A 25,374-nucleotide genomic window follows, 5' to 3' on the forward strand; every position below is an offset into this window, starting at 1 on the left:
GGGCTCCGGTCGCGGTTGGATGAAAGTTCCGTGGCAGGTCAAAATGATAGGCTTCTCCCGGGCGATCTTTGTAAATACTTTGTGGGTTTTGAATGAAAACAGCATTTACCATGGCGGCAATAAAGACTGTGTTTCTTCGGTTAGGCAAGAGAAACTCGCGGACTGAGTTTGGAGTTCAAAAACCTCCAGCCTTCACCGTCTGTAGAGACGCGTTAGACAATCCATAGTTTGCCTAACGCATGCGTTCAATGGACGGTACAGCGGCTATTCCGCCGCCAGCGCATCCCCGGCCTTTTCCACCCGCACCGCCGAGAACTTGAACTCGGGGATCTTGCCGTAGGGATCGAGCGCCGGGTTGGTCAGGATATTCGCCGCCGCCTCGACATAGGCGAAGGGCAGGAACACCATGTCCGGCGCGATCGCCCGGTCGGCCCGCGCCATGACGGTGATCGCGCCGCGCTTGGTGGTCAGCCGCACCATGCCGCCGGGCTCCACCCCCAGCTTGCGCAGGGTCGCGGGATGCAGCGAGCAATTCGCCTCCGGCTCCACTGCGTCCAGCACGAGGCTGCGCCGGGTCATCGAACCGGTGTGCCAATGCTCGAGCTGCCGCCCGGTCGTCAGGATCATCGGATAGTCCGCATCGGGCACATCATCCGGCGCCACGATGCTGGCCGGGGTGAACTTGGCCCGGCCCTCGGCGCGCGGGAAGCCGTCGCCAAAGACCACGGGCTGGCCGGGATCGGTTTCGGACAGGGCCGGATACATCACGACATTCTCGGCCTCGAGCCGCTCCCAGGTGATATTGGCCAGCGAGTTCATGTTGAGCTTCATCTCGTCGAACACGTCGCGCGGGCTCTCGTAGTGCCAGTTCAACCCGCAACGTTTCGCCAGCGCGACAGTAATCTCCCAATCCTCGCGGGCCTCACCCGGCGGGGTGACGGCAGGGCGGCCCATCTGCACCTGGCGGTTGGTGTTGGTCACGGTGCCGGTCTTTTCGTAAAACGCCGAGGACGGCAGGATCACATCGGCGTAATTCGCCGTCTCGGTCAGGAAAATATCCTGCACCACCAGATGATCGAGCTTGGCCAGGGCATCGCGGGCATGTTCCACATCCGGGTCCGACATCGCCGGGTTTTCGCCGAGGATGTACATCGCCTTGATCTGGCCGTCGTGCACCGCGTCCATGATCTCGACCACGGTCAGCCCCTTCTGGCCGGAAATCTCGCCATCGCGCCAGACCTCGTGGAAGGCCGAGCGCACGCCGTCATCCTCGACGCTCTGGTAATCCGGCAGGAACATCGGGATCAGCCCTGCATCCGAGGCGCCCTGCACGTTGTTCTGGCCGCGCAGGGGGTGCAGCCCGGTGCCGGGACGGCCGATATGTCCGGTCATCAGCGCCAGCGAAATCAGGCAGCGCGAATTGTCGGTGCCGTGGATGTGCTGGCTGATGCCCATGCCCCAGAAGATCATTGCCGCCTTGGCCCTGGCAAAGGTCCGGGCCACGTCGCGCAGCACCTCGGCCTCGATGCCGCAGACCTCGGCCATCTTCTCGGGCGGGAAATTCGCCAGATGCGCCTTCTCGGCGTCCCAGTTCTCGGTGAAGGCCTCGATATACTGTCGGTCGTAGAGCTCTTCCTGGACGATCACATGCATGATCGCATTCAGCATCGAGACATCGGTGCCGGGGCGGAACTGCAAGCGATGGCTGGCGTGGCGTTTCAGCCCGACGCCACGTGGATCCATCACGATCAGCTTGCCGCCGCGTTTGGTGAACTGCTTGAAGAAGGTGGCGGCGACGGGGTGGTTCTCGACCGGGTTGGCGCCGATGACGATGGCGACATCGGCGTTCTCGATCTCGTTGAACGTGGCCGTCACCGCGCCGGAGCCGACGTTCTCCATCAGCGCCGCGACCGAGGAGGCATGGCAAAGCCGGGTGCAATGGTCGACATTGTTATGGCCGAACCCCTGGCGGATGAACTTCTGGAACAGATAGGCCTCTTCGTTGGTGCATTTGGCCGAGCCGAAGCCCGCCACCTCGCGGCCGCGGCCCTTGAGGCCGTTGGCCGCCGCGTCCAGAGCCTCATCCCAGGTCGCCTCGCGGAAATGCGACGCGAGATCGCCGGGGTCGACATTCAGCCCCTTCGCCGGTGCATCCTCGCGCCGGATCAGCGGCTTGGTCAGCCGGTGGGGATGGTGGATATAGTCGAAGCCGAAGCGGCCCTTGACGCAGAGCCGCCCTTCGTTGGCCGGGCCGTTCACCCCGTCAACGTATTTGACCTTGTTGTCCTTGACCTTGAGCGAGACCTGACAGCCGACGCCGCAGAACGGGCAGACCGAGCGCACCTCTTCGTCGAAATCCTTGCTGTCGCCGACCTGCGCTGCATCGACGACCGAGGCCTCGATCAATGCCCCGGTGGGGCAGGCCTGCACGCATTCGCCGCAGGCGACGCAGGTGCTTTCGCCCATCGGATCGTCGAAATCGAACACCGGATAGGCATCATGGCCGCGCCCGGCCATGCCGATCACGTCATTGACCTGCACTTCGCGGCAGGCGCGGACGCAAAGGTTGCACTGGATGCAGGCATCGAGGTTGACCCGCATCGCCACATGGCTGTCGTCGAGCAGCGGAATGCGCCCGGCCTCCAGCGTGGGCAGGCGGCTTTCGCGGACGCCGGCCTGGTCGGCCATGTCCCAGAGATGCGACGCGCTGTCATGCGCGACATCGCGTTCGGGCTGATCGGCGACCAGCATCTCGATCACCATCTTGCGGGCCGATTTGGCGCGGGCGCTGTCGGTGGTGACCTTCATGCCCTCGGAAGGTTCGCGGATGCAGGAGGCGACCAGCGTGCGCTCGCCCTCGACCTCGACCATGCAGGCGCGGCAATTGCCGTCGGGGCGATAGCCCGGCGCCGGCTTGTGGCACAGGTGCGGAATCACCAGCCCACGGCCATGGGCCACCTCCCAGATGGTTTCGCCGGGCTGCGCCTCGACCTCGCGGCCATCCAGCGTGAATCGGATCGTGTCGGACATGCGTATTCCTCCCGTGTCAGGGTGGAATACACCATGATCGCTGCCTGGGGTCAGGGTCAATCCCGACACCTGCACGGGAATATGCGGCGCCGAGGTTTCCGATAGCGGACGCCTGCCGCCTTTTGCCTCCGGCCGCACTTTCCACCCGCGCCAAGGCTCGGTAACTAGGGGAAAACCGCGAAAAGGCCCCGCATGACCCATATCACCCTCATTCGCCATGGACAGGCCAACACCCACGCCACCACGGCCGAGGATTACGACCGGCTCTCTGAGCTTGGCCAGCAGCAGGCGGCCTGGCTCGGCCAGTACCTGCACGAGACGCAGGCGCAGTTCGATCACGTCTGGGCCGGCGACATGTCGCGCCATCTGGCGACCGCGCGCGGCATGGGCCACGACGCGCCGCAGATCGACGCGCGGCTGAACGAGTTCGACTATTTCACCATCGCCCGGCTGGCCGAGCTGGAAAAGGACCTGCCGGCACCGCAAAGCCCCGAGGAGTTTGCCCGCAACATCCCGCAGCTGATGGAATTCTGGCGCGAGGATGCCTTTGCCGACGCGCCGGAGCGGTTTGCCGATTTCGAGGACCGGGCGCAGGGCGCGGTGGATGACATCCTGCGCGCCGGCGGCCGGTCACTGGTGATCACCTCGGGCGGGCTGATCTCGATGGTGCTGCGTCAGGTGCTGCGGCTGGACATCCCGGAAATGACCCGGCTGATGTTCCTGCTGCGCAATTCATCGGTGACCGAGATCGAATATGTGCACGGCCACCTGATGCTTTCGGTCTACAATGCGGTGCCGCATCTGGCGGCTCCCGACCGCGCCCATGCGCGGACATTCATCTGAGGAAAGCGGCATGACACATCTCTGGGTCCGCGCCGAACAGCGCGCCAACGAGGAACGGGTGGGCCTCACCCCCGACGGCGCGGCGGCATTGCTGGCGGCGGGGGTGCGGGTGACGGTCGAGCAAAGCTCGGTCCGGGCCATTGGCCTCGACGGCTACCGCGCGGCGGGCTGCGAGATCGCGGCCGAAAACAGCTGGGCCGAGGCGCCGGACGACGCCGTGATCTTCGGTCTGAAGGAGCTGCCCGAGGATGGCACGCCGCTGCATCATCATCACATCCTGTTCGGCCATGCCTACAAGGGCCAGCCGGCGGGCCAGGTGCTCTTGCGGCGGTTCAGGGCCGGCGGCGGCACGCTCTATGATCTCGAATACCTGGTTGATGACGCCGGCCGGCGGGTCGCGGCCTTTGGCTATTGGGCGGGCTTTGCCGGAGCGGCGGTGGCGCTGCGCTGCTGGGCGGCGCAGCAGGACGGCGGCATTTGCGGTCCGGTCGCAACCCACCCCTCGGCCGCGCGTCTCAGGGCCGAGTTGGAAGAGAGGCTTTCGGCCACCGGCAGGCCGCGCCCCGATGCCATGGTGATCGGCGCGCTGGGCCGGGTCGGGTCCGGCGCGGCGGATCTCTGCGATGCCATGGGCGTGCGGGTCACCACCTGGGACATGGCGGAAACCGCCCATGGCGGGCCGTTTCCCGAGGTGCTCGACCATGACATCTTTCTCAACTGCATCCTGGCCCGCCCCGGCACGCCGGTCTTTGTACCCGCCAGCGCCCGGACCGCGCCGCGCCGGTTGCGGGTGATCGGCGATATCGCCTGCGATCCCGACAGCGATTTTTCCCCGATCAAGGTCTATGACCGCACCACGACCTGGGACAGACCGGCGCTGCGGGTGCAGGACGCCCCGCCGCTGGATGTCACCGCGATCGACAATCTGCCGTCGATGCTGCCGGTGGAAAGTTCGCAGGATTACGCGGCGCAACTGCTGCCCTCGCTGCTGACGCTGGGCGATCTCGAGGCTGGTGTCTGGGGCCGTGCCAAGGCAGAGTTCGACCGGCATATCAGCGAGGTGTAAGGCATGACGATCCATTGGTGCGGCACCGGCCTCTCGGCCATTCCGGGCCTGCGGCGGCTGATCGAGGCCGGACACGAAGTCACCGTCTGGAACCGCACGGCGGACAAGGCGCAGGATGCGGTGGGCGACCTGACCGACCGGATCAAGACCTTCGATCAGCAGGCTCTCGACGCCGAGGTTCAGCCCGAGGATGTGATCGTCTCGATGCTCCCCGTCGACTGGCATGTGCCGCTGGCCGAGCTGGCGCTGGCCCGGGGCGCGCATTTCGTCTCGTCGAGCTATATTTCGCCGCAGATGCGGGCGCTGCATGCCAAGGCGCAGATCAAGGGGGTGAGCCTTGTGGGCGAGGTCGGCCTCGATCCCGGGATCGATCACCTGATGGCCCATGCGTTGGTTGCCGACTACCGCGCCAGCCCGCGCTGCGACGCCTCCAATGCGCTGAATTTCCACAGCTATTGCGGCGGCGTTCCGAAGCATCCGAACCCCTTCCGCTACAAGTTTTCCTGGTCGCCGCTGGGCGTGCTCAAGGCGCTGAAAAGCCCGTCGAAATCGATCCGCAATTATCGGCCCTACGAGGTCGCGCGGCCCTGGGACGCGCTGGGCCATTACCAGGCGCCGCTGCCCAGCCCCGAGACCTTCGAGGTCTATCCCAACCGCGATTCGCTGCCCTTTGTCGAGGAATACCGGTTTGATCCGACCTGGCGGCTCGAAACCTTCGTGCGCGGCACCCTGCGGCTCAACGGCTGGGCCGACGCTTGGGCGCCGGTGTTCGACGAGATCGAAAGTGCGAGCGAGGCGCGGCTGCGCGAGATGTCGGATGCCTTCTGGGCCGAGAATGCCTATGGCGAGGATGAGCCCGACCGGGTGGTCATGTGCGTCTCGCTCTCGGCCTCGGACAGCTCCGGGTCGGTCTGGCACAAGACCTATGTGATGGACGCCTGGGGCGACGCGCGCGGCAGCGCCATGGCGCGACTGGTCTCGGTGCCGGTGTCACTGGCTGTCGAAGCGGCGCAGGCGGGAGTCTTGCCGGCCGGGGTGCAGGCCGCGCCCTCCGACCCGGTGACCGTGGCGCAATGGTTGGGCGAGATCGACCGGCTGGCGCAGCATCTGGCGGTGGTCGATCACAGCTGATCCTCCCGGGTGGTCAGCTCAGGGCGGCGCGGCCGAATTCGGACAGCGTATAGACCGTATCGCCTTCGAAAACGCCCACGGTGAGCGGCCGGCCATAGCCGGCCCCGGTGTCGAGGTTGACCCGGTTGCCGTAATGCGTGGCGGCCTCGATGGCGGTGTGGCCATGCACCACCAACGCCTCGAAAGGCCGGGTCTCGTTGAGAAAGGTCTCTCGGATCCAGACCAGATCATCCTCGTCCTGCTGATCGACCGGCACCCCGGGGCGCAGGCCGGCATGGACAAAGATCAGCCCGGGCTCGCGGTGCAGCGTCTTGCGGTCGTTCAGAAAGCGGCAGTGAGCCTCCGGTACGCGGGCGCGGGCGTCGGCCAGAATCGCGTCATCCGGCCGGTCCTCGCCGGTCTCGACGCCGTAGGACGCCAGCGTCATCGGCCCGCCAAGGGCCGGATGCAGCCAGCCCCGGCCCGACAGGATGCGGGTGTCATGCCGGGTGCCGTCCTCGAGAAAGCGGCGGAACATGCGGTCGTGATTGCCCAGGAGCGGCACCCAGTCGCGGCCTTCCTCCATGCCCCGGATCAGAAGTTCGATGACGCCAAAGGAATCCGGCCCCCGGTCGACCAGATCGCCGAGAAACACCACGCGGGCCTCGGGCCCGCCATCGGCATCGATCCATTCGAGCGCCTGGCAGAGCATGTCGAATTGTCCGTGTATATCGCCAATGGCATAGATCGGTTTCATCGCGCGCCCCCTTTTCCACGAGGCTTAACAGCTTGCCGGGGGCGCTGCATCCGGCTTTTCAATTGCCGCCGAACCAGGCTATGGCGAGCGGCACCGGGGCAACCGCCAGCATTGTCATGAGCAAAAAGAGCGGCGGCGAGAAAACCCGGCTGAGCCCGGCCATCATGGCGATGCCGCCACCGCCGCCGAGGACGAAATTGCCCGGCATGTTGAGCAACAACGCCAGCGCCAGGTAGCGCTGGCGCAGCAGGACGGCCGCGAAACGGTTGGGCGCGGCCGCCACCAGGGTGGGAAAGACTTCGTCTCGTGGCAGCGCCGCGAAGCGGGTGAGAAACGCCTCGGCGCGGCGCAGGCCGAATTCTCCGGCCAGGCGCGCCAGCACCAGAGGCGGCACAAGCCGACCGGCAACGAAGGCGATGCAGAGGCCGATGACGGTGCAGAGAGAGACCAGATAGCCCATTTCGGGTCCGGCGGCCGCCATCAGCATCAGCCCGATCTCGACGCCCGGAACGAAGGGCAGGGCAAGAGACAGCGCATAAAGCAGTAGCGCGGTGATCGCCAGCCGGCGCAGCATGCGCGGATCGGCCGAGGCGAAATCCTCCTCGAGCATGGCGAAGAAACCTTGCAGGTAGCGGTTGGCCAGTACCAGCAGGGCGATCAGGACAACGAGTCGGATGATCGTGGCAGGACGTGGACGCGGCAAGTGGCCCCCTTTACGGCACCAGAGTAGCAGAGCCCAATGCAAAACGCCGCCCGGAAAGGGCGGCGTCGCGATTTTTTTGCTCGGGTGCCGGCTCAGGCGACGTCGAAGGCCAGCGGTTTGACCTGCCGGAACATGCCGGTGGCGGTCAGCTTGTCGAGCACCGGGCCCGGAACCGCATCATCGACATAGAGCAGCGCGATGGCTTCGCCGCCCTTGTCGTGACGGCCAAGGGTGAAGTTGGCGATGTTGACGCCGTTCTCGCCCATGGTAGCGCCCAGGGTGCCGATGATGCCCGGCATGTCCTCGTTCGAGGTATAGAGCATGTGCTCGCCGATCTCGGCGTCGATGTTGATGCCCTTGATCTGGATGAACCGCGGCTTGCCGTCCGAGAAGACGGTGCCGGCGATCGAGCGCTCGCGCTTGTCGGTCACCACGGTCACCTTGACATAGCCGTCGAAGGCGCCCGACTTGTGCTGGTTGGTGGTCGAGATCTTGACGCCGCGCTCTTCGGCGATCACCGGCGCCGAAACCATGTTCACCTCGGGGTTGGCGCGTTTCATGATGCCGGCGATGGTGGCGCAGTTCAGCGCCGCCAGGTTCATCTCGGCGACCGAGCCGTCGTAGAGGATGTTGATCGCCTTGATCGGCTCGTCCGTCATCTGGCCGATGAACGAACCCAGGTGGCCGGCCAGCTTGACCCAGGGGCCCATGACCTTGGCTTCCTCGGCGGTCACCGACGGCATGTTGAGCGCATTCTCGACCGCGCCGGTCAGCAGATAGTTCGACATCTGCTCGGCCACTTGCAGTGCCACGTTCTCCTGCGCTTCGGTGGTTGCCGCGCCAAGGTGCGGGGTGCAGACCACATTCGGCAGGTTGAACAGCGGGTTTTCCTTGGCCGGCTCTTCCGAAAAGACGTCAAAGGCCGCGCCGGCGACATGGCCGTCCTTGAGCGCATCAGCCAGCGCCTCTTCGTCGACCAGGCCGCCACGGGCACAATTGATGATCCGCACGCCCTTCTTGGTCTTGGCGAGGTTTTCGCGGCTCAGGATGTTGCGGGTGCCATCGGTCAGCGGCACGTGCAGGGTGATGAAATCGGCGCGCTTGAGAAGCTCGTCCAGTTCCACCTTCTCGACACCCATCTTGTCGGCCTTTTCCTGGCTCAGATAGGGGTCGAAGGCCACGACCTTCATTTTCAGGCCGCGGGCGCGGTCGCAGACGATGCCGCCGATGTTGCCGGCGCCGATCACGCCCAGGGTCTTGTTGGTTAGCTCGACACCCATGAACTTGGACTTTTCCCATTTGCCGGCATGGGTCGAATCGCTGGCCTCGGGGATCTGGCGGGCGACGGCGAACATCATCGCAATGGCATGTTCGGCGGTGGTGATCATGTTGCCGAAAGGCGTGTTCATCACGATCACGCCCTTTTTCGAGGCGGCGGGCTTGTCGATATTGTCGGTGCCGATACCGGCGCGGCCGATCACCTTGAGGTTGGTGGCGTTCTCGAGGATTTTCTCGGTCACCTTGGTGGCCGAACGGATGGCGAGGCCGTCATACTGGCCGATCACCTCGGCGAGCTTGTCCTTGTCTTTGCCGAGATCGGGCTGGAAATCGACGTCGATGCCCCGGTCGCGGAAGATCTGGACGGCGGCTTCCGAGAGTTTGTCGGAGATGAGAACTTTGGGTGCGGTCATGGTGTAAACCCTTCTAGGAACCGGCGCTGCCGGTATGTGAGCTGTGTGGTGAAAAGGCCGCCCGGCGGGGCGGGCCGTGATGTCTCAGCGCAACCAGCGATCCATTAGCGGATAGGGCTGCGTGGCGGTGCCGGGTTGCTGGCCATGCGGGTGGGCGGTGACGCCGAACCAGATCAGCAGGGGCAGTCCGGGGCCGGTGCCGTTCGAGAAGGCGGTGATCAGCGCCTCGGCGCCGTCCTGATAGCCATGCTCGTGAAACACCACCTCGACCGGCAGGTTCAGGTGGCGCGCCGCGGCAAAGGACCATGCGGCAGCCGCCATCTCCTCGGCCTTGGTGGGCCTCAGGACCGGCTGCATGCGGCGCTCTTCATCGGCGACTGCGATATGACCGGCCTCGTGGAGAATGTCTCCGGGATAGGCCAGGCGATCGAGATCGACGAGTAATGCGCCGCCCTGGATGTCGAGACCGGGAAGAAAGGTCTCGTGCTCCAGGGTGCAGGTCCGAACCTCGATCCCGATGCTGCGCACGAACTCGAGGAGCCGTGGAACAACGGGACCGACGCCCATGGTCAGGCCGCCTCGGTCTGCGCGGCGAGCGTGTCCTCGTAGGCCCAGGCCAGCCAGGGCAGCATCGCCTCGATGTCCGCTGTCTCGACCGTGCCACCGCACCAGATGCGCAGCCCGGCCGGGGCATCGCGATAGGCGCCGACGTCAAGCGCCACGCCTTCGGCCTCGAGCCGCTTGGCCACGGCCTTGGCGAAGGCCGCGCCGTCGGTGATGCGGTCATCGGTGAACTTCAGGCAGACCGAGGTGTTCGAGCGGGTGGCCGCATCCTCTGCCAGATTGGCGATCCAGTCGTTGGCGTCGCAGAAATCGAAGATCGCCCGGGCATTGGCATCCGCCCGCGCGATGAGCCCCTTGAGCCCGCCGACCGAGCGCGCCCAGTCGAGCGCCACCAGGTAATCTTCGACTGCCAGCATCGACGGGGTGTTGATCGTGGCGCCCTCGAAGATGCCGTCGATCAGCTTGCCGCTCTTGGTCAGGCGGAAAATCTTGGGAAGGGGCCAGGCCGGGGTGTAGCTTTCCAGCCGTTCGACGGCGCGGGGAGACAGGATCAGCATGCCATGCGCCGCTTCGCCGCCCAGTACCTTCTGCCATGAGAAGGTGGTCACATCCAGCTTGTCCCAGGGCAGGTCCTGGGCAAAGGCGGCCGAGGTGGCGTCGCAGATGGTCAGGCCTTCGCGGTCGGCCGGGATCGCATCGCCCGAGGGCATGCGCACGCCCGAGGTGGTGCCGTTCCAGGTAAAGACGACGTCGGTGTCGTAATCCACTGCGGCCATGTCGACGATCTCGCCATAGTCGGCGGTCTTCACCTCGGCGTCGATCTTGAGCTGCTTGACCACATCGGTGACCCAGCCGGCGCCAAAGCTTTCCCAGGCGCACATGGTGGCCTTGCGTGCGCCCAAGAGCGACCACAACGCCATTTCGACGGCGCCGGTGTCAGAGGCGGGCACGATGCCGATCTTGTAGTCGGCCGGAATGCCAAGAATGTCGCGGGTTTCCTCGATGGCGGCTTTCAGCTTCGCCTTGCCCACGGCGGCCCGGTGCGAGCGGCCCAGAGGCGCGTCGGACAGGTTTGCCAGATCGAATGTGGGGATTTTGGCGCAGGGGCCCGAGGAGAAACGCGGATTCGTCGGCCGCGCGGCCGGTTTTTGCATAGCCATGTAGCTACCCTTCCAGATAAGCGCCCCTCGTTGGGGAGGGGTGTCCCGCCGCCGGACATACGGCCAGAAAGATCATCCGGCAACAGGTATTTTGCGCGCATGCGACGGATTCGGTGCCGGAAGCGGCGCGCGGGCGTTCCGATCGGAAACGCGGACCAATGGCATTTAGTTTACGCGCGTAAAAAATTTGTTTTACGAATCGCTGCGGTGCCTGTACATCACGTTAGCGCTATCAATACGTGGCCACGGCCCGGCACCCGGGCCCGGCGCGACCGGCCCCTGACGTGGAGAACGCCCCAATGGCACCGTCCCCGACCCAACGCATTCTCATTCTCGGCGGTGGATTCGCCGGTATGTTCGCGGCACGAGAGCTGTCGCGCAGCCTTGGCAAGGGTGCCGAGATCGAGCTTATCAACGAGGTGAATTTCTTTACCTTTCAGCCGCTTCTGCCAGAGGTGGCGGCCGGCAGCATTTCGGTCAGGGATGCGGTGGCGCCGTTGCGCCGGCTCTTGCCGGGCGTGCGGGTGCGGCAGGCGCAGATCCACGACATCGACACCGCGCGCAAGGTGGTGATCATCTTCCAGGGCTTGCAGCGGCGTTACACCGAGGTGCCCTACGATCACCTCGTACTGGCGCTGGGGCAGGTGTCGGATCTGTCGCGGGTGCCCGGCCTCGCGGCGCATGCGCTGACGATGAAGACGCTGAGCGACGCGCTGACCCTGCGCAACCACGTGATCGACAAGCTCGAGCATGCCGACATCACCGCGTTGCCCGAGGTGAAGAAGGAACTTTTGACCTTTACCGTGATCGGCGGCGGTTTTTCCGGTGTCGAAACCGCAGGCGAGATGCTGGAGCTGATCCACAAGTCGCTGGTGTTCTATCCGAATATCGACAAGCGCGAGATCAACGTGCAGGTCGTCGAATTCGCCGACCGACTGCTGGGCGAATTGCCGGCGTCGCTGGCCGCCTATGCGACGAAACAGCTGCAAAAGCGCGGTGCTCGGGTCCTGCTGAACACCGGCATCACCGAGGCCACGGGCACCGCCATGGTCACCACCTCGGGCGAGGTGATCGGAACCCGCACCATCGTGGCCACCATCGGCAATGCGCCCTCGCCGCTGATCCGGGGGCTGGGCCTGCCGAATGACCGGGGCCGGCTGCGCGTCGACCGAAGGCTGCGCATCGAGGGCCATGAGAATATCTGGTCGCTGGGTGACGCGGCGCAGATTCCGCTGGTCGAGAATGCCCGCGACCGCGCCGATTTTGCCCCGCCCACCGCGCAATTCGCGGTGCGGGAAGCGCGAACGCTGGCACGCAATCTGAAGGCGGCGCTGCACGGCCGCGAGCTGGCGCCCTTTGTCTATCGCTCCAAAGGGGCGCTGGCCTCGCTCGGCGGCCATCGCGGGGTGGCCGAGGTATATGGCCTGCGTTTTGCTGGCCTGCCCGCCTGGCTGTTGTGGCGCGCCTATTACCTCGGTTTCCTGCCCGGGTTCGCCACCAAGGTGCGGGTCGGCATGCAGTGGCTTCTGGATTCCATGGTCGGCCGTTCGACGGTGCAGACCGGCATCCGCCAGGGGCCGGGCACGCGCTATCTGCGCTACCGCGCCGGGGACCGGGTGTTCGAAGAGGGCAACCGCGCGGATGGATTTTATGCCGTGCTCGAAGGCGCTTTCGAGCTTCGGTACCGCAACGACGACGGCACCGAGGCGCTGCACCATATCGCGCCGGGCGGGCATTTCGGCGACCGGGTGCTTTTTGGCAACGGGCTGCGCACCGGCACGGTGCGGGCGCTCGAGGATTCGCTGGTGTTGATGATCGGGGCCGAGGATTTCCGCCGCCTGCACGAAGCGATGCCGCCGGTGCGCGAGTATTTCGAACGCCGCCGGGCCGGGCCCGCACAAGAGGAATCCGCGGCCTGACAGGCGCAAGGGCAGTGGCGTTTCGCCGCGCGCTGGGGTAGGGGCAGGCGCAAGCAAGGAGTGCCGCCATGTATGTCACCACTTTGATCGCCAGACCCGGCCAGCTGGACCCCGCCGCCGCCGAGGCCCTGCGCAATGCCTGGGGGGGCGGCGCGCTGCAATGGCTCGCCCCCGACGAGGCGGCGGAATTCCCGCTCGAGACCCTGCCGGAGAACCGCTGGCAGGTCTGGGAGGACATGCAGGCGCTTGGCATCGACCTGGTGGTCCAGCCCGAAGCGGGGCGGCGCAAGAAGATGCTCCTGGCCGACATGGACAGCACCATGATCCAGCAGGAATGCATCGACGAGCTGGCCGACGAGGCCGGCGTCGGTGCGCGGGTCAAGGAGATCACCGCGCGGGCGATGAACGGCGAGCTGGATTTCGAAGGTGCGCTGACCGAACGGGTCGGCCTTCTGAAAGGTCTGCCCGAGGCGATTATCGCGCAGGTTCTGGACAGCCGGATCACCCTGATGCCCGGCGGCCCGGCGTTGATCGCGACGATGAAGGCCAATGGCGCCTATTGCGCGCTGGTCTCCGGCGGGTTCACCGCCTTCACCGCCCGGGTGGCCGAACAGCTCGGCTTTGATGAGAACCGCGCCAATACGCTGATCGTGGCCGATGCCGCGCTCTCCGGCGAGGTCGGTCGGCCGATCCTCGGCCGCGAGGCCAAGGTCCAGGCGCTGGAAGAGATCACCGCGCGGCTGGAGATTTCCGAGGCGGATGTGATCGCCGTGGGCGACGGCGCCAACGATCTGGGCATGCTGCATCGCGCCGGCGCCGGGGTGGCGCTGCATGCCAAGCCGGTGGTGGCGGCGGAATGCGACATTCGCATCAATCATGGCGATCTGACCGCGCTGCTTTTTGTGCAGGGCTATGCCAAGACAGAGTTTGCCGGCTGAATTGCATCGCCCCAGGAAGCGATCCGCGGCCTAACGCGGGGGCGGGTTGAGCGCCTTGTTGTAGGGGCGCCAGTCCTCGATTTCGGGATAGAAGGTCCGGCGCCAGAGGCGCACGCGGGGGTTCATCACCCGGCGCCAGAGCGGCGGGATCAGGGCGGCGATGGTCATCACCGGATAGCCGTAGGGCAGCTGCGGCGCCTCGTCTTCGCCATAGGTTTGTAGCAGCGGAAATCGCCGGTCGGGCTTGTAGTGGTGGTCCGAATGCCGTTGCAGGTTGATCAGCAGCCAGTTCGACGCCTTCTGCGCCGCGTTCCAGCTGTGGCGGGGCTGGACATGTTCGTATTTGCCCGCGCCCAGATGTTTGCGCGTCAGCCCGTAGTGTTCGACGTAGTTCACCAGTTCGAGCTGCCAGATCGCGGTGAAGGCCTGGAGCACGAAGAGGCCGAGGCCGACCCAGCCGGAGAGCAGCACGGCAAGACCCAGCATCAGCGCTTGCAGCGCCCAGTAGCGCCAGAACGGGTTGGCGCGGTCCTGCCAGGGCTTGCCCTTGCGGGCGAGCATGGCGGCCTCGGCCTTGAAGGCGGATTTCAGCGATTGCCGCAGCACGCGCGGAAAGAAGCGGTGGAAGTTCTCGTTGTAGCGCGCCGTCACCGGGTCGCGCGGGGTGCCGACATAGCGGTGGTGCACCAGCAGATGCTCCGAGCGGAAGTGCGAATAAAGCACCATGGCAAGAAGGATGTCGCCCAGCCAGCGCTCCAGCCGGCTGCGCTGGTGCATCAGTTCGTGGCTGTAGTTGATGCCGATGGTGCCGGTGAGCACGCCGACGCCGACAAAGAGCCCGATCAGCTCGAGCGTGCCCAGGTGGTCGGCGCGGGGGGCATACCAGATCAGCCCGTAGAGGGTGAGAAATTGCACCGGCACCCAGAGCAAGGTGAGGCGCTTGTACCAGCCCAGCGCCGCCTCCGGCGTGGCGGGATCGGCATTGTCGAGGTTCAGCCCGGTGAGCGCGTCGAGCGCCGAGAACAGATACCAGGTGCAGAGCGGCAACAAGAACACCGCCCATCCGCCCCAGAGGGCCGAGACCCAGGCCAGCGGGACCAGCAGAAAAGAGGCCCAGAAGGGCAGGGCGGCACGCAGGCCGGTTGGGGTCTTGGTCGGTGTCATCGGCGCGGTCATCACTGTCGGCGCGGTTCTGTCACGCCATTGCGGCAACTATAGGGCGCCGCCCCCCGCCGGGGCCAGAGCGGCGGGGCCGGCGGCCGGCTTTCGTTGCGTCACGGCTCCACCCCCCACCAGCGCATGGTCTGGTGCAGGTGTTGGCGGATCGCTTCTGTCGCCCGGCCGATGTCGCCGGCCTCGAGCGCGGCGATGATCCGCAGATGTTCCTCCATCGCCGGCACGATCCGGTCGGGCAGAAAGGGGCGGACGTTCTGGATGATGGCGATGCGGCTGCGGTTGTCGGCATAGAGCTGCGTCATCAGCGCCGAATCGAGCCAGCCCGACAGGCGGTCGTGCAACGACAGATCGACGGCGATGGCCTGGCGCGGCAGGCCGTTGGCCAGGCTCTGGCGGGCGCGGGCCAGCATCTCTTCATGCTGCCGGCGCAATTCGGTCAGGTCGGGCGGACCGGCGCACAGCAACCGCCGCCGCGCGCCCTCGGTCTCGAGCACGGCCCGCAGGTCGAGGCATTCGCGGGTGGTGTCGGCGTCGGCCTCCATCACCGCGATGCCGCGTTTCGGCACCACGGTCACCAGGCCCGCTGCCTCGGCTCGTTTGACCGCCTCGCGCACCGCCGCAAGCGGCAGCCCGAGGGTCTCGACCAGCATCGGCATCGACAGGAAGGCGCCGGCACGAAGCCGGCCATCGTGCAGATGCGCACGCAGCGTTTCATGGGCCGCGCGGGTGAGGGCGCCGCTGCCATTGCGGGCCGGGGTCGAAACTGCCGTTTTCATGGGCAGGAGGTCCAGATTCCGAGCGCCGCATTTTCAAACATAGGCTGAAAGTCCCTTCGTGATTGTCATGGTGCCCTTGGGGAAGCATTCTATCTAACATGTTATATGCGGTATTTGCTGAATCAACAGTTTTGCCGAAAGAAAAGTCCGAACAGGGCGACACGGGGTCTCCAGGCCCGGCACAGCAACAGGGAACACGCTGATGGACACAATCGCACACACCGAAATGATCGCCGACGAGGACGCACTGCGCCCGGTCACGGCAGAGGAAAAGAGCTGGGGCTGGTTCGCCATCTTCAACGTCTGGGCCAACGACATCCAGTCGCTGTTCGGCTATTCGCTGGTGGCCTCGCTGTTCATCTCATACGGGGTCAGCGGCTGGACCGCCTTTGCCGCGCTGATCACCGCCGGGCTGATGGTGATGTTCCTCGTCAACCTGTCGGGCGCGGCGGGCGAGAAATACGGCATCCCCTATCCGGTCTTTGCCCGCGCCAGCATGGGCACCCAGGGTGCCAAGCTGCCGGCGGTGCTGCGCGCCGTGGTGGCGGTGTTCTGGTACGGGGTGCAGGTCTATTTCGCCTCGACCGCCCTGGCGCTGCTGATCCGCTCGCTGACCGGGATCACCGGCGGGGCCGAGATGCTGGGGCTGACGGCCGTAGACTGGCTGTCCTTTGTGCTGGTCTGGGGGTTCCACATCGTCATCTTCTGGCGCGGTATGGGCTGGGTCGAAGGTTTCCTGAACATTGCCGGCCCCTTTGTCTATGCGGTGATGATCGGGCTTGTGGTGGTCCTCTGGATCAAGTCCGACGGCCAGCTGCTGAGCCAGGCGCAGACCATTTTCGCCAACCCCGAAGGCACCTGGGGCACCGAGTTCGCGGGCTTTGTCGCCATTGTCGGCACCATGGTGGCCTATTTCGCGGCGGTGATGATCAACTTCTCGGACTTTTCGCGCTATGCCAAGGACAAGCGCGCCATGGTCAAGGGCAACCTCGCCGGGCTGCCGTTCAACATGATCCTGTTTTCGGCGCTGGCCCTGCTGACGACCGCCGGTGCCGCCGTGGTCTATGGCGAGGCGATCATCAACCCGACCGAGATCGTCGGGCGTACCGATAGCGTGATTCTGGGGATCATCGCGGCGGTGACCTTCTTTGCCGCCACCGTGGGCATCAACCTCGTGGCCAACTTCATTCCGGCGGTGAACGGCATTGCCAACCTGGCGCCCGAGACCATCGGGTTCCGCAAGGCCGGGCTCATCACTTCGGGCTTTGCCCTGGTGATCGGCGGGCTCTGGACCGCAGTGATCAGCGAGATCGGCATCTCCGGCTTCGTCAACACCCTGGGCGCGACGCTGGCACCGCTCTATGGCATCCTGGTGGTCGACTACTACCTGATCCGCCGGCAGAAGCTGAACCGCGACGAACTCTACAACATGTCGGGTGGTGCCTATCACTACGGCAACGGCTGGCATGACAATGCGCTGGTGGCCTTTGGCATCGGCGCGGTGTTCTCGGTGGCCACGGTCTGGGTGCCGGCGCTGGGTGCGCTCACCGGCTATGCCTGGATCATCGGCGCGGCGCTGGGCGGTGCGATCTACTGGTGGCGCTGCAAGTAAGCCGCCTGACGTGAATTGAAATCCGGGCCCTCGCGAGGCATCGCGGGGGCCTTTTCGTTTCGGGTCCGAGCGGCCCTTTGCAGAGCTTCAAGCGCGCGAGCGCGGCCGAAGGCCGCCACGCATCGCCGCTCGAGGAGCATTTCACAGCTCTCCCGGATGCCTCACTTCTGCGCCAGATCAAAGGCCTTGCGCATGACGGTTGGCAGGTCGCCGGGCCGAAACTCTTCGTGAAACTCGCCGCGGGCCGGGGCGCGGTCCATCGGCACCAGCGCGGTCTTGACCGTCAGGCGCAGGTGGAAATGGGTGAAGGTATGGCGCGCCTCGGTGTTGAGCGCCTTCCACTCGGCGCGGATCGGCGGGTCTTCGCCCGGGGCTTCGTTCCAGTCCGATCCCGGCCAGCCGAGCATTCCGCCCAGAAGGCCGCTGTCGGGGCGGCGTTCGAGCAGATAGGCACCATCGACGCGGCGGGCGATATAGGCGATGCCGTGGCGGATGGGCTTGGGTTTTTTCGGGGTCTTTTTCGGCAGGTCGGTGGCGCTGCCCGCCAACCGCCCGGCGCAATCGTCGCGCCAGGGGCAGAGGCCGCAGGCCGGATTGCGCGGCGTGCAAATGGTGGCGCCGAGGTCCATGATCGCCTGCGCGTAATCGCCGGGCCGGGCCTGCGGCGTGAGGGTCCGGGCCAGCGCGGTGATCTCGAGCTTGGCCTGAGGCAGCGGCGTGTGAACGTCGTGCAGCCGCGTGATGACCCGCTCGACATTGCCGTCCACCACGGTTTCCGGCAGGTCAAAGGCGATGGCGGCGACGGCGGCGGCGGTATAGGGGCCGACGCCGGGCAGCGCGAGCAGGGCGGCGTGATCGGCCGGAAACCGTCCGTCATGTTCGGCAACGACGGCGCGGGCGCATTTCAGCAGGTTGCGGGCGCGGGCGTAATATCCGAGACCGGCCCATTCCGCCATCACATCGGCGTCCGCGGCGGCGGCCAGATCGGTGACCTCGGGCCAGCGCGCTGTGAAACGGTGGAAATAGTCGCGCACCGCGGCAACGGTGGTCTGTTGCAGCATGACCTCGGAGAGCCAGACGCGATAGGGATCGGGCCGGGTGCCGGCCTGGCGCGCGGCGGGGGGCACGCGCCAGGGCATGGCGCGGGCATGACGGTCGTACCAGGAAAGCAGTTCGGCGCTCAGGGTCGCGGGATCACGCATGGCGGGCACCCGATCCCCGGCGGCCTTTTCCGGCCAGGGAAGCGCGGCCTCCCGCAGGGATTGCAGGCATCTTCGCGCAAAGCGATTGCGACGACCTGTGCCGCTTGGCGGCACCACCCGTCCGAGGTCGGGCCGGGCGCTTGCGCGCCTCGTGCCGGGGCGCGGGGCATTGACGGAGAGGGCGGCTGTTCACGAATATCTCAGGAAGCTGTGCATAAGTCGGGTTTTGCTGGCGCAGGGCGCGCGGGACACTAGAATAGCCCCAGCGAGAGGGAGTCAATCGTGCCGCAGCGAAGAGCGACGACAAGGGGCTTTGCCCGCACATCCAAGCTTTTGAGCCAGCGTATCCAGCGCGCCAGCGAAAGCCGGGGCTTTGCCGAAACCCGGCTGCTCACGCATTGGCCCGAGGTCGCCGGCGCGGATATCGCGAAAATCGCCCGGCCGGTGAATGTCTCTTTCGGGCGCGGCGGCATCGGCGCCACGCTGACCCTGCTGACCACCGGCGCCAATGCGCCGATGCTCGAGATGCAGAAAGACCGGCTGCGCGAGCGGGTCAATGCGGTCTATGGCTACAACGCCATCGCGCGCATCAAGATCACCCAGACCGCGCCCACCGGATTTGCCGAGGGGCAGGCGCAGTTCACCTATGGCGAGCCGGCCAAGACGCCGCCGCCGCCGGACCCGAAAATCGCCGCCGCAGCGCAGTCCTATGCCGAAAATGTGACCGACGAAGGCCTTCGCGGGGCGCTTGAAGCCCTCGCCCGGAACGTTCTATCCAAGGCCAAGACATGAAAGATCCCGAGAGGAAACAAGATATGAAGCGTATGATCCCTGCCTCCCTTCTGGCGCTTGTGCTGCTGGCCGGTGGCGGCTGGTGGCTGCTCAATCAGGGCGCTGGCAGCACGGCCATCCCGGCCGGTGCGCTCGACGCGCAGGAAGCCTCCGAGGATGTCGATACCTCGACCATCAAGGAGATGGTGCTGGGGGCCGAGGATGCGCCGGTGACGGTGATCGAATATGCCAGCTACACCTGCCCGCATTGCGCCAATTTCCACGCCGGCCCCTACAAGAACCTCAAGGCCGATTACATCGACACCGGCAAGATCAAGTTCGTCTACCGCGAGGTCTATTTCGACCGCTACGGGCTCTGGGCCTCGATGGTGGCGCGCTGCGGCGGTGAAGAGCGGTTCTTCGGTATCACCGATCTGATCTACAAGGGACAGAGCGATTGGGTGGCTTCGGGCGATCCTGCGACCATCGTCGGCGAGCTGCGCAAGATCGGCCGCCTGGCCGGGCTGAACGACGAGGCGCTGGAAAGCTGTCTTCAGGACGGCGACAAGGCCCGCACCCTGGTGGCCTGGTTCGAAGAGAACGCCAAGGCGGATGACATCAGCAGCACTCCCTCTTTCGTGATCGACGGCGAGCTTTACACCAACATGCCCTATTCCGAGTTCCAGGCGATCCTGGACGAGAAACTGGGCGACGCATGAGCCCACTTGCCGGGCTCAAGGTCATCGAGCTTGCACGCATTCTGGCCGGCCCCTGGGCCGGTCAGACCCTTGCCGATCTCGGTGCCGAGGTGCTCAAGCTGGAAAGCCCCGAGGGCGACGACACCCGCCGCTGGGGCCCGCCCTTCATCGAGCGCGACGGCGAAAGATCGGCGGCCTATTTCCACGCCTGCAATCGCGGCAAGACCAGCGAGATCGTCGATTTCCGCACCGAAGAGGGCCAGGCCCGGGTGCGCGAGCTCGTGGCCGAAGCCGATATCGTCATCGAGAACTTCAAGGTCGGCGGGCTGAAGAAATACGGGCTGGATTATGAGGCGCTGCGGGCGGTCAATCCCGGCCTGATCTACTGTTCGATCACTGGTTTCGGGCAGGATGGGCCGTATGCCCATCGGGCCGGGTATGACTACATCATCCAGGGCATGTCCGGGCTGATGTCGATCACCGGCGAAAAGGGCGGCCAGCCGCAAAAGACCGGGGTGGCGATCACCGATATCTTCACCGGCGTCTATGCCACCACCGCCATTCTGGCGGCGCTGCACCAGCGCGGGCAGACCGGCGCGGGCCAGTGGATCGACATGAGCCTGCTGGATTGCGCGGTGGCGGTGACGGCCAATCAGGCGATGAACTACCTCAGCACCGGCCGGGCGCCGGGGCTGATGGGCAACGCGCATGTGAACCTGGCGCCCTATCAAGTGTTTGACTGCGCCGACGACTATATCATCATCGCCACCGGCAATGACGCGCAATACCGCCGGCTCTGCGATCTGCTGGCGCTGCCCGAGCTGGGGCCCGACCCGCGCTTTGCCACCAATGCCGACCGGCTCGATCATCGCGAAACCCTGACCGCACTTCTGGGCGCCGCGACGGCGCGCTGGGCCAAGGCCGATCTTCTGGCCGCCTGCGAAGCGCAGGGCGTGCCGGCCGGGCCGATCAATGACATGGCGGAGGTCATGGCCGACCCGCAGGTTCAGGCCCGCGGCATGCAGATCGAGGCGGATGGCGTGCCGGGTGTACGCTCGCCGTTCCGGTTCTCCGGCGCGGACCTCGCGCTGGGCAAGGGCGCGCCGAAGCTGGGCGAGAGCTAGGCCTCGGAGACCGGCGCCTTGGCGGCGGGTTCCGGCGGCGCCACCGCCCGGCGATAGAGATGCCAGGTGGCGTGGCCGAGGATCGGCAGCACGAAGATCAGCCCGACGAAGAGGGTGACAAAGCCCAGCGTCAGGAGCGCCGCGACGATCATGCCCCAGACGGCGACCGTGATCGGATTGCGCCAGGCCACTTCGACCGAGGTGGCGACCGCCAGCGGCAGGCCGACCCGCCGGTCAACCAGCATCGGAAAGGAGATCAGTGCGGTGATCAGCACCAGGGCGGCAAAGACAAACCCCAGCGCCAGGCCAAAGCCCAGCATCTGAAGCCCTGCCGTGGTCGTGAATACATCCGTGACGAAGGCGCTGGCAGAGGTTGGTGCCGCCGGCCCGAGCGTCGCGTTGTACAGCACCAGCGCGGTCATCATCCAGGCGACGAAAAGCGCCATCAGATAGCCGCCCAGCACCACCATGGGCGCCGCGGCAGGGGAAAAGGCGACACCGAAGCCGTCGCGCCAGCGCGGCGTCATCCCGGCCTCGCGCCGCCGGCTCATCTCGTAGAGTCCGACGCCGGCCACCGGGCCGAGCAGCGCAAAGCCCGACACCAGCGGGAAGAGCAGCGGCAGAAGGCTCTCGCTCGCGGCGAACCACGCCAGGACAAAGCCCATCACCGGATAGACCAGCACGATCCACATCACATCCGTGCGCATGGCGAGGAAATCCTCGTACCCCTTGGACAAGGCGATGCGCAGGTCGCCAATGTCGATATCGCGGATCACGATGGGGCTCGTTTCGTGTGGATGCAGCTCCTCGACGATCTCGCCGGTCGATGTGAGGCCCTTGCCAAGGGCCTGGGCCGACCAGGAGAGCGGGTTGCCGATTGTCTCAGTCATGATGTCGTCCTTCCGCCAGTTGCTAACAGGAGGGTCCGGACAGGGTGGTTTCGGTGTCCGAAACCCTGAGGCAGATTCAGTGTAGCAGCTTCGCGGGCACTTGTCCGGTGTTTAGGCTGAGGTCACAAAGGTTTGCATGGCTGTGTGCTGGCGGCGCCCGGACCGGAGGCGCGGCCCGCCGCTGGCCGGCTCAGCCGGCAGGCGGCGTCAGCCGGTCGCGCAGCAGCGCCAGGGGGTGGGCGCGCAGGGTCAGGCGCAGGGCGACGTAATCCTCCACCACCTCCTCGCCCAGGGTCATCGCCGGCAGGCGGGCCTCGGGCTCGTCGATCGCCTCGCCGTCGAGATCGCCGTCGAACAGCGGCAGCGCCTTGGCGGCGGTCAGCGCCTTGGCCTCCCAGAGCGCCTCGCGCCGGCGCATCAGCTCGGCAAAACAATCCGCCTCGGCCAACCGCGCCAGCACCGGCGCGGTCAGCCCGGCGCGGCGCCAGACATCGCGCACCGACCGATACCCATTGCCGCGTGCGGCGGTGATCCAGCCGGCATCCTCCTCGGCCAGCCCCTTGATCTGGCGAAACCCCAGCCGCAGTGCCAACCCGCCGCGGCCGTCGGGTTCCATCACGTTGTCCCAGTAGCTCGACTGGATGCAGACCGGCCGCACCACCACCCCGTGTTCGCGGGCATCGCGGACGATCTGCGATGGCGCATAGAACCCCATCGGCTGGGAGTTGAGCAGGGCGCAGGCAAAGATGCCGGGGTGGTGGCACTTGATCCAGGCCGAGGCATAGACCAGCAGCGCGAAACTGGCGGCATGGCTTTCGGGGAAACCGTAAGAGCCGAAGCCCTCGATCTGGGAAAAGCAGCGTTCGGAGAAATCCGCGTCATAGCCGTTCCGCTTCATGCCGCGCATGAAGCGGCTGCGGAAATCGCCGACATTGCCGTTCTTCTTGAAGGTGGCGAGCGCCCGGCGCAGCCGGTCGGCCTCTTCCGGGGTAAACCCGGCGCCGACGATGGCGATCTGCATCGCCTGCTCCTGAAACAGCGGCACGCCCAGCGTCTTGCCCAGCACCTCGCCCAGGGCGTCGGAGGGGAAGGAGACGGTTTCCTCGCCGTTCCTGCGGCGGATGTAGGGATGCACCATGTCGCCCTGGATCGGCCCCGGGCGGATAATCGCCACCTCGATCACCAGGTCGTAGAAACAGCGCGGTTTCATCCGCGGCAGAAAGTTCATCTGCGCCCGGCTTTCCACCTGAAAGACGCCGATGCTGTCGGCGCGGCAGAGCATGTCGTAGACCCTGGAATCCTCGGGCGGCAGGGTGGCGAGCTCCCAGCCCTGCCCCGTGTGGGTCTGCAACAGGTCGAAGGCCTTGCGGATGCAGGTGAGCATGCCGAGGCTGAGCACGTCGACCTTGAGGATGCCGAGGCTGTCGATATCGTCCTTGTCCCAGCAGATGACGGTGCGGTCCTCCATGCTGGCGTTCTCGATCGGCACCAGCTCGTCGAGCCGCCCCTCGGTGACGATGAAGCCGCCGACATGCTGGCTCAGATGCCGGGGAAAGCCGATGATTTCCTGCATCAGCGAGAGGGTCAGGCGGATCTGCGGATCGGTCGGATCGAGCCCGATCTCGCGCAGCCGCTGGTCCTGCAAGCCATCGGCGCCCCAGAACCCCCAGAGCTGCGAGGACATGGCGCCGATGGTGTCCTGGCTGAGCCCCATGGCGGCGCCGACCTCGCGGATGGCGCGTTTGCCACGATAGTGGATCACGGTGGCGCAGAGCCCGGCGCGGTGGTGGCCGTAACGGTCGTAGATGTGCTGGATCACCTCTTCGCGGCGCTCATGCTCGAAATCGACGTCGATGTCGGGCGGCTCGTCGCGCGCCTCGGAGACAAACCGCTCGAAGACCATGGTGCCGATCTCGGGGCTGACCGAGGTGATGCCGAGACAGAAGCAGACCACGGAATTGGCGGCGGAACCGCGGCCCTGGCAGAGGATGTTTCGTTCGCGGGCGAAGGCCACGATGTCGCGGACGGTGAGGAAATAGGGCGCGTAGTTCAGTTTCGAGATCAGCTGAAGTTCGTGCGACAGCATGGTCCGCACCTTGTCGGGCGCGCCTTCGGGATAGCGCCAGCGCAGCCCCTGGTGGGCCAGCCGCGACAGCCGCCCGGCCGGGGTTTCACCCGCGGCGATCTCTGACGGATATTCATAGCGCAGCGCGTCGAGCGAGAAGGTGCAGGCCGCCGCCAGCCGGCCGGCGCGGGCGACGGCGGCCTCATGGCCGCGGAACAGCCGCAGCATCTCGGCTTCCGAGCGCAGCCGGCGTTCGCCGTTGGGCTGGGCGCGGGCGCCGAGCGCCTCGACCGTGGTGCCTTCGCGGATCGCGCTGAGCACATCGGCCAGCCGGCGGCGCGGCCCGGCATGCATCAGCGGCGTGGCAGAGGCGAGCGTGGGCAGGCCCAGTTCCGCGGCGAGGCTGGCGAGATGGTCGAAGCGGGCGGCATCGGCGCCGTCATAGGCCGGCGCCATCAGCAGCGACATCTGCCCGCCGAAGCGGCGCGTCAGCTGCTCCGCCTGTGGCCACCACGCGCCCGCGCCGGGCGGCGCGACCTGCGCCCCTGGCGGGCCATGGAGCGCCAGGTGGAGACCTTCTGCGCCCATCTCCAGCAGGTCGGCCAGACGCAGGATGCAGCTGCCCTTTTCCGCCCTGAGCCGGCCGCGCGAGAGCAGCCGGCAGAGCCCGGCCCAGCCCCGGCGGCTCTGCACCAGGGCGGTGATCGACGGGGCATCGGTAAAGACCAGCCGCGCGGCGGGGATTAGTCGCGGCAGGGCGTGGCGCAACGGGTCTGGCGGGGCCGGTTCGGGCGCCGGCGGGCCGATCAGGCCGTGGGCGGCGTCGAAGGCCTGGCGTTGCCTGACCGCGCGGGCGATCTCGCGCGCCTCGGTATGGGCGCGGACGATGCCGGCGACGGAATTGTCATCGGCGATGGCAATCGCCGAGAGCGCGCAGCGCGCGGCACGCTGCATGAACTCCTCGGGGTGGGATGCCCCGGTGAGAAAGGTGAAATTCGAAGTGATCGACAGCTCGGCGAACATGGGATGGGGCGAATCTTTGGCAGGCTGGCAGTATATTCACCTTTTGTTCCTGGGTGGAGTCCAGAATGCCCCGGGGTCGCGCCGTTTAATTCGGGGTCGGAGGTTGCGTGCGGGCGCGGGCCCATCCCGGGGGGTGCCTGGCGCCGGGCCGGCGGTGGGGGGCTCTGCCCCCGTCCTTGCAGGACTCCCCCGGCGGTATTTGTGAAAAGAAGAAGCTGCGGGGGAGGGCGTGTGGCTTATGCCGGGGGCCCTGGCC

20 protein-coding genes are annotated in these 25,374 nt (G+C 66.2%); 9 read left to right on the forward strand and 11 right to left on the reverse strand.

Annotation, left to right across the window (positions count from 1 at the left end):
- Positions 1-264 precede the first annotated feature (264 nt).
- Positions 265-3,030: a formate dehydrogenase subunit alpha gene (gene fdhF / locus PVW49_RS21050; RefSeq protein ID WP_274591511.1), complete on the reverse strand. Its 2,766-nt coding sequence runs from the start codon at positions 3,028-3,030 to the stop codon at positions 265-267.
- A 192-nt stretch (positions 3,031-3,222) separates the two neighbouring features.
- Here fdhF and PVW49_RS21055 point away from each other — a divergent pair, with 192 nt between their 5' ends.
- The 3 genes from PVW49_RS21055 to PVW49_RS21065 are packed head-to-tail and all read left to right on the forward strand — an operon-like array spanning position 3,223 to position 6,070.
- Positions 3,223-3,873, forward strand: a complete 651-nt coding sequence (locus PVW49_RS21055) for a histidine phosphatase family protein (protein ID WP_048529038.1) — start codon at positions 3,223-3,225, stop codon at positions 3,871-3,873.
- A gap of 10 nt (positions 3,874-3,883) precedes the next feature.
- A complete protein-coding gene (locus PVW49_RS21060) occupies positions 3,884-4,939 on the forward strand; it encodes a saccharopine dehydrogenase (protein WP_274591512.1) in 1,056 nt (351 codons plus the stop codon).
- 3 nt (positions 4,940-4,942) lie between these two features.
- Positions 4,943-6,070 (forward strand): saccharopine dehydrogenase family protein, encoded by a 1,128-nt coding sequence (locus tag PVW49_RS21065; RefSeq protein WP_274591513.1) that lies wholly within the window; start codon positions 4,943-4,945, stop codon positions 6,068-6,070.
- 13 nt (positions 6,071-6,083) lie between these two features.
- Here the strand turns inward: PVW49_RS21065 and PVW49_RS21070 are convergent, their stop codons facing one another.
- The 5 genes from PVW49_RS21070 to PVW49_RS21090 form a co-directional block, all read right to left on the reverse strand.
- The gene (locus PVW49_RS21070; protein WP_274591514.1) at positions 6,084-6,806 is read right to left on the reverse strand and encodes a metallophosphoesterase family protein; all 723 of its coding nucleotides are present in this window, start codon (positions 6,804-6,806) and stop codon (positions 6,084-6,086) included.
- 58 nt (positions 6,807-6,864) lie between these two features.
- Positions 6,865-7,509, reverse strand: a complete 645-nt coding sequence (locus PVW49_RS21075; RefSeq protein ID WP_274591515.1) for a hypothetical protein — start codon at positions 7,507-7,509, stop codon at positions 6,865-6,867.
- Positions 7,510-7,601: 92 nt separating this feature from the next.
- Positions 7,602-9,200 (reverse strand): phosphoglycerate dehydrogenase, encoded by a 1,599-nt coding sequence (gene serA / locus PVW49_RS21080; protein ID WP_048529046.1) that lies wholly within the window; start codon positions 9,198-9,200, stop codon positions 7,602-7,604.
- A gap of 84 nt (positions 9,201-9,284) precedes the next feature.
- Positions 9,285-9,767: a hypothetical protein gene (locus tag PVW49_RS21085; protein WP_274591516.1), complete on the reverse strand. Its 483-nt coding sequence runs from the start codon at positions 9,765-9,767 to the stop codon at positions 9,285-9,287.
- Between the two features lie 2 nt (positions 9,768-9,769).
- A complete protein-coding gene (locus PVW49_RS21090) occupies positions 9,770-10,924 on the reverse strand; it encodes a phosphoserine transaminase (protein WP_274591517.1) in 1,155 nt (384 codons plus the stop codon).
- Between the two features lie 299 nt (positions 10,925-11,223).
- Between PVW49_RS21090 and PVW49_RS21095 the strand changes: the two genes are divergently transcribed.
- Positions 11,224-12,843 (forward strand): FAD-dependent oxidoreductase, encoded by a 1,620-nt coding sequence (locus PVW49_RS21095; RefSeq protein WP_274591518.1) that lies wholly within the window; start codon positions 11,224-11,226, stop codon positions 12,841-12,843.
- 68 nt (positions 12,844-12,911) lie between these two features.
- Positions 12,912-13,781, forward strand: a complete 870-nt coding sequence (gene serB, locus PVW49_RS21100) for a phosphoserine phosphatase SerB (RefSeq protein ID WP_048529053.1) — start codon at positions 12,912-12,914, stop codon at positions 13,779-13,781.
- A gap of 30 nt (positions 13,782-13,811) precedes the next feature.
- On the opposite strand, the gene PVW49_RS21105 is transcribed toward serB, so the two are convergent.
- Complete coding sequence (locus PVW49_RS21105; RefSeq protein ID WP_274591519.1) at positions 13,812-14,945, reverse strand: alkane 1-monooxygenase; 1,134 nt, start codon at positions 14,943-14,945, stop codon at positions 13,812-13,814.
- 110 nt (positions 14,946-15,055) lie between these two features.
- A complete protein-coding gene (locus PVW49_RS21110; RefSeq protein ID WP_074837463.1) occupies positions 15,056-15,733 on the reverse strand; it encodes a GntR family transcriptional regulator in 678 nt (225 codons plus the stop codon).
- Positions 15,734-15,935: 202 nt separating this feature from the next.
- On the opposite strand from PVW49_RS21110, the gene PVW49_RS21115 reads away from it, so the two are divergent.
- Entirely contained in the window at positions 15,936-17,345 is a 1,410-nt protein-coding gene (locus PVW49_RS21115) for an NCS1 family nucleobase:cation symporter-1 (protein WP_274591520.1), read from the forward strand.
- Between the two features lie 161 nt (positions 17,346-17,506).
- Here PVW49_RS21115 and mutY read toward each other — a convergent pair whose 3' ends face one another.
- Complete coding sequence (mutY, locus tag PVW49_RS21120; protein ID WP_274591521.1) at positions 17,507-18,547, reverse strand: A/G-specific adenine glycosylase; 1,041 nt, start codon at positions 18,545-18,547, stop codon at positions 17,507-17,509.
- Positions 18,548-18,829: 282 nt separating this feature from the next.
- Between mutY and PVW49_RS21125 the strand changes: the two genes are divergently transcribed.
- The 3 genes from PVW49_RS21125 to PVW49_RS21135 are packed head-to-tail and all read left to right on the forward strand — an operon-like array spanning position 18,830 to position 21,140.
- Entirely contained in the window at positions 18,830-19,339 is a 510-nt protein-coding gene (locus tag PVW49_RS21125; RefSeq protein ID WP_274591522.1) for a DUF721 domain-containing protein, read from the forward strand.
- 23 nt (positions 19,340-19,362) lie between these two features.
- A complete protein-coding gene (locus PVW49_RS21130) occupies positions 19,363-20,037 on the forward strand; it encodes a DsbA family protein (protein WP_074837466.1) in 675 nt (224 codons plus the stop codon).
- Positions 20,034-21,140 (forward strand): CaiB/BaiF CoA transferase family protein, encoded by a 1,107-nt coding sequence (locus PVW49_RS21135; protein WP_274591523.1) that lies wholly within the window; start codon positions 20,034-20,036, stop codon positions 21,138-21,140. The genes PVW49_RS21130 and PVW49_RS21135 overlap by 4 nt, the downstream gene beginning before the upstream one ends.
- Here PVW49_RS21135 and PVW49_RS21140 read toward each other — a convergent pair.
- Positions 21,137-22,030, reverse strand: a complete 894-nt coding sequence (locus tag PVW49_RS21140) for a DUF2189 domain-containing protein (protein WP_274591524.1) — start codon at positions 22,028-22,030, stop codon at positions 21,137-21,139. The two genes, PVW49_RS21135 and PVW49_RS21140, sit on opposite strands and share 4 nt — an antisense overlap.
- Positions 22,031-22,220: 190 nt before the next feature.
- A complete protein-coding gene (locus PVW49_RS21145) occupies positions 22,221-25,118 on the reverse strand; it encodes an error-prone DNA polymerase (RefSeq protein ID WP_274591525.1) in 2,898 nt (965 codons plus the stop codon).
- Between the last annotated feature and the right edge of the window lie 256 nt (positions 25,119-25,374).

This window comes from Marinovum sp. PR37, from assembly GCF_028807375.1.
Classification (GTDB): domain Bacteria; phylum Pseudomonadota; class Alphaproteobacteria; order Rhodobacterales; family Rhodobacteraceae; genus Marinovum; species Marinovum algicola.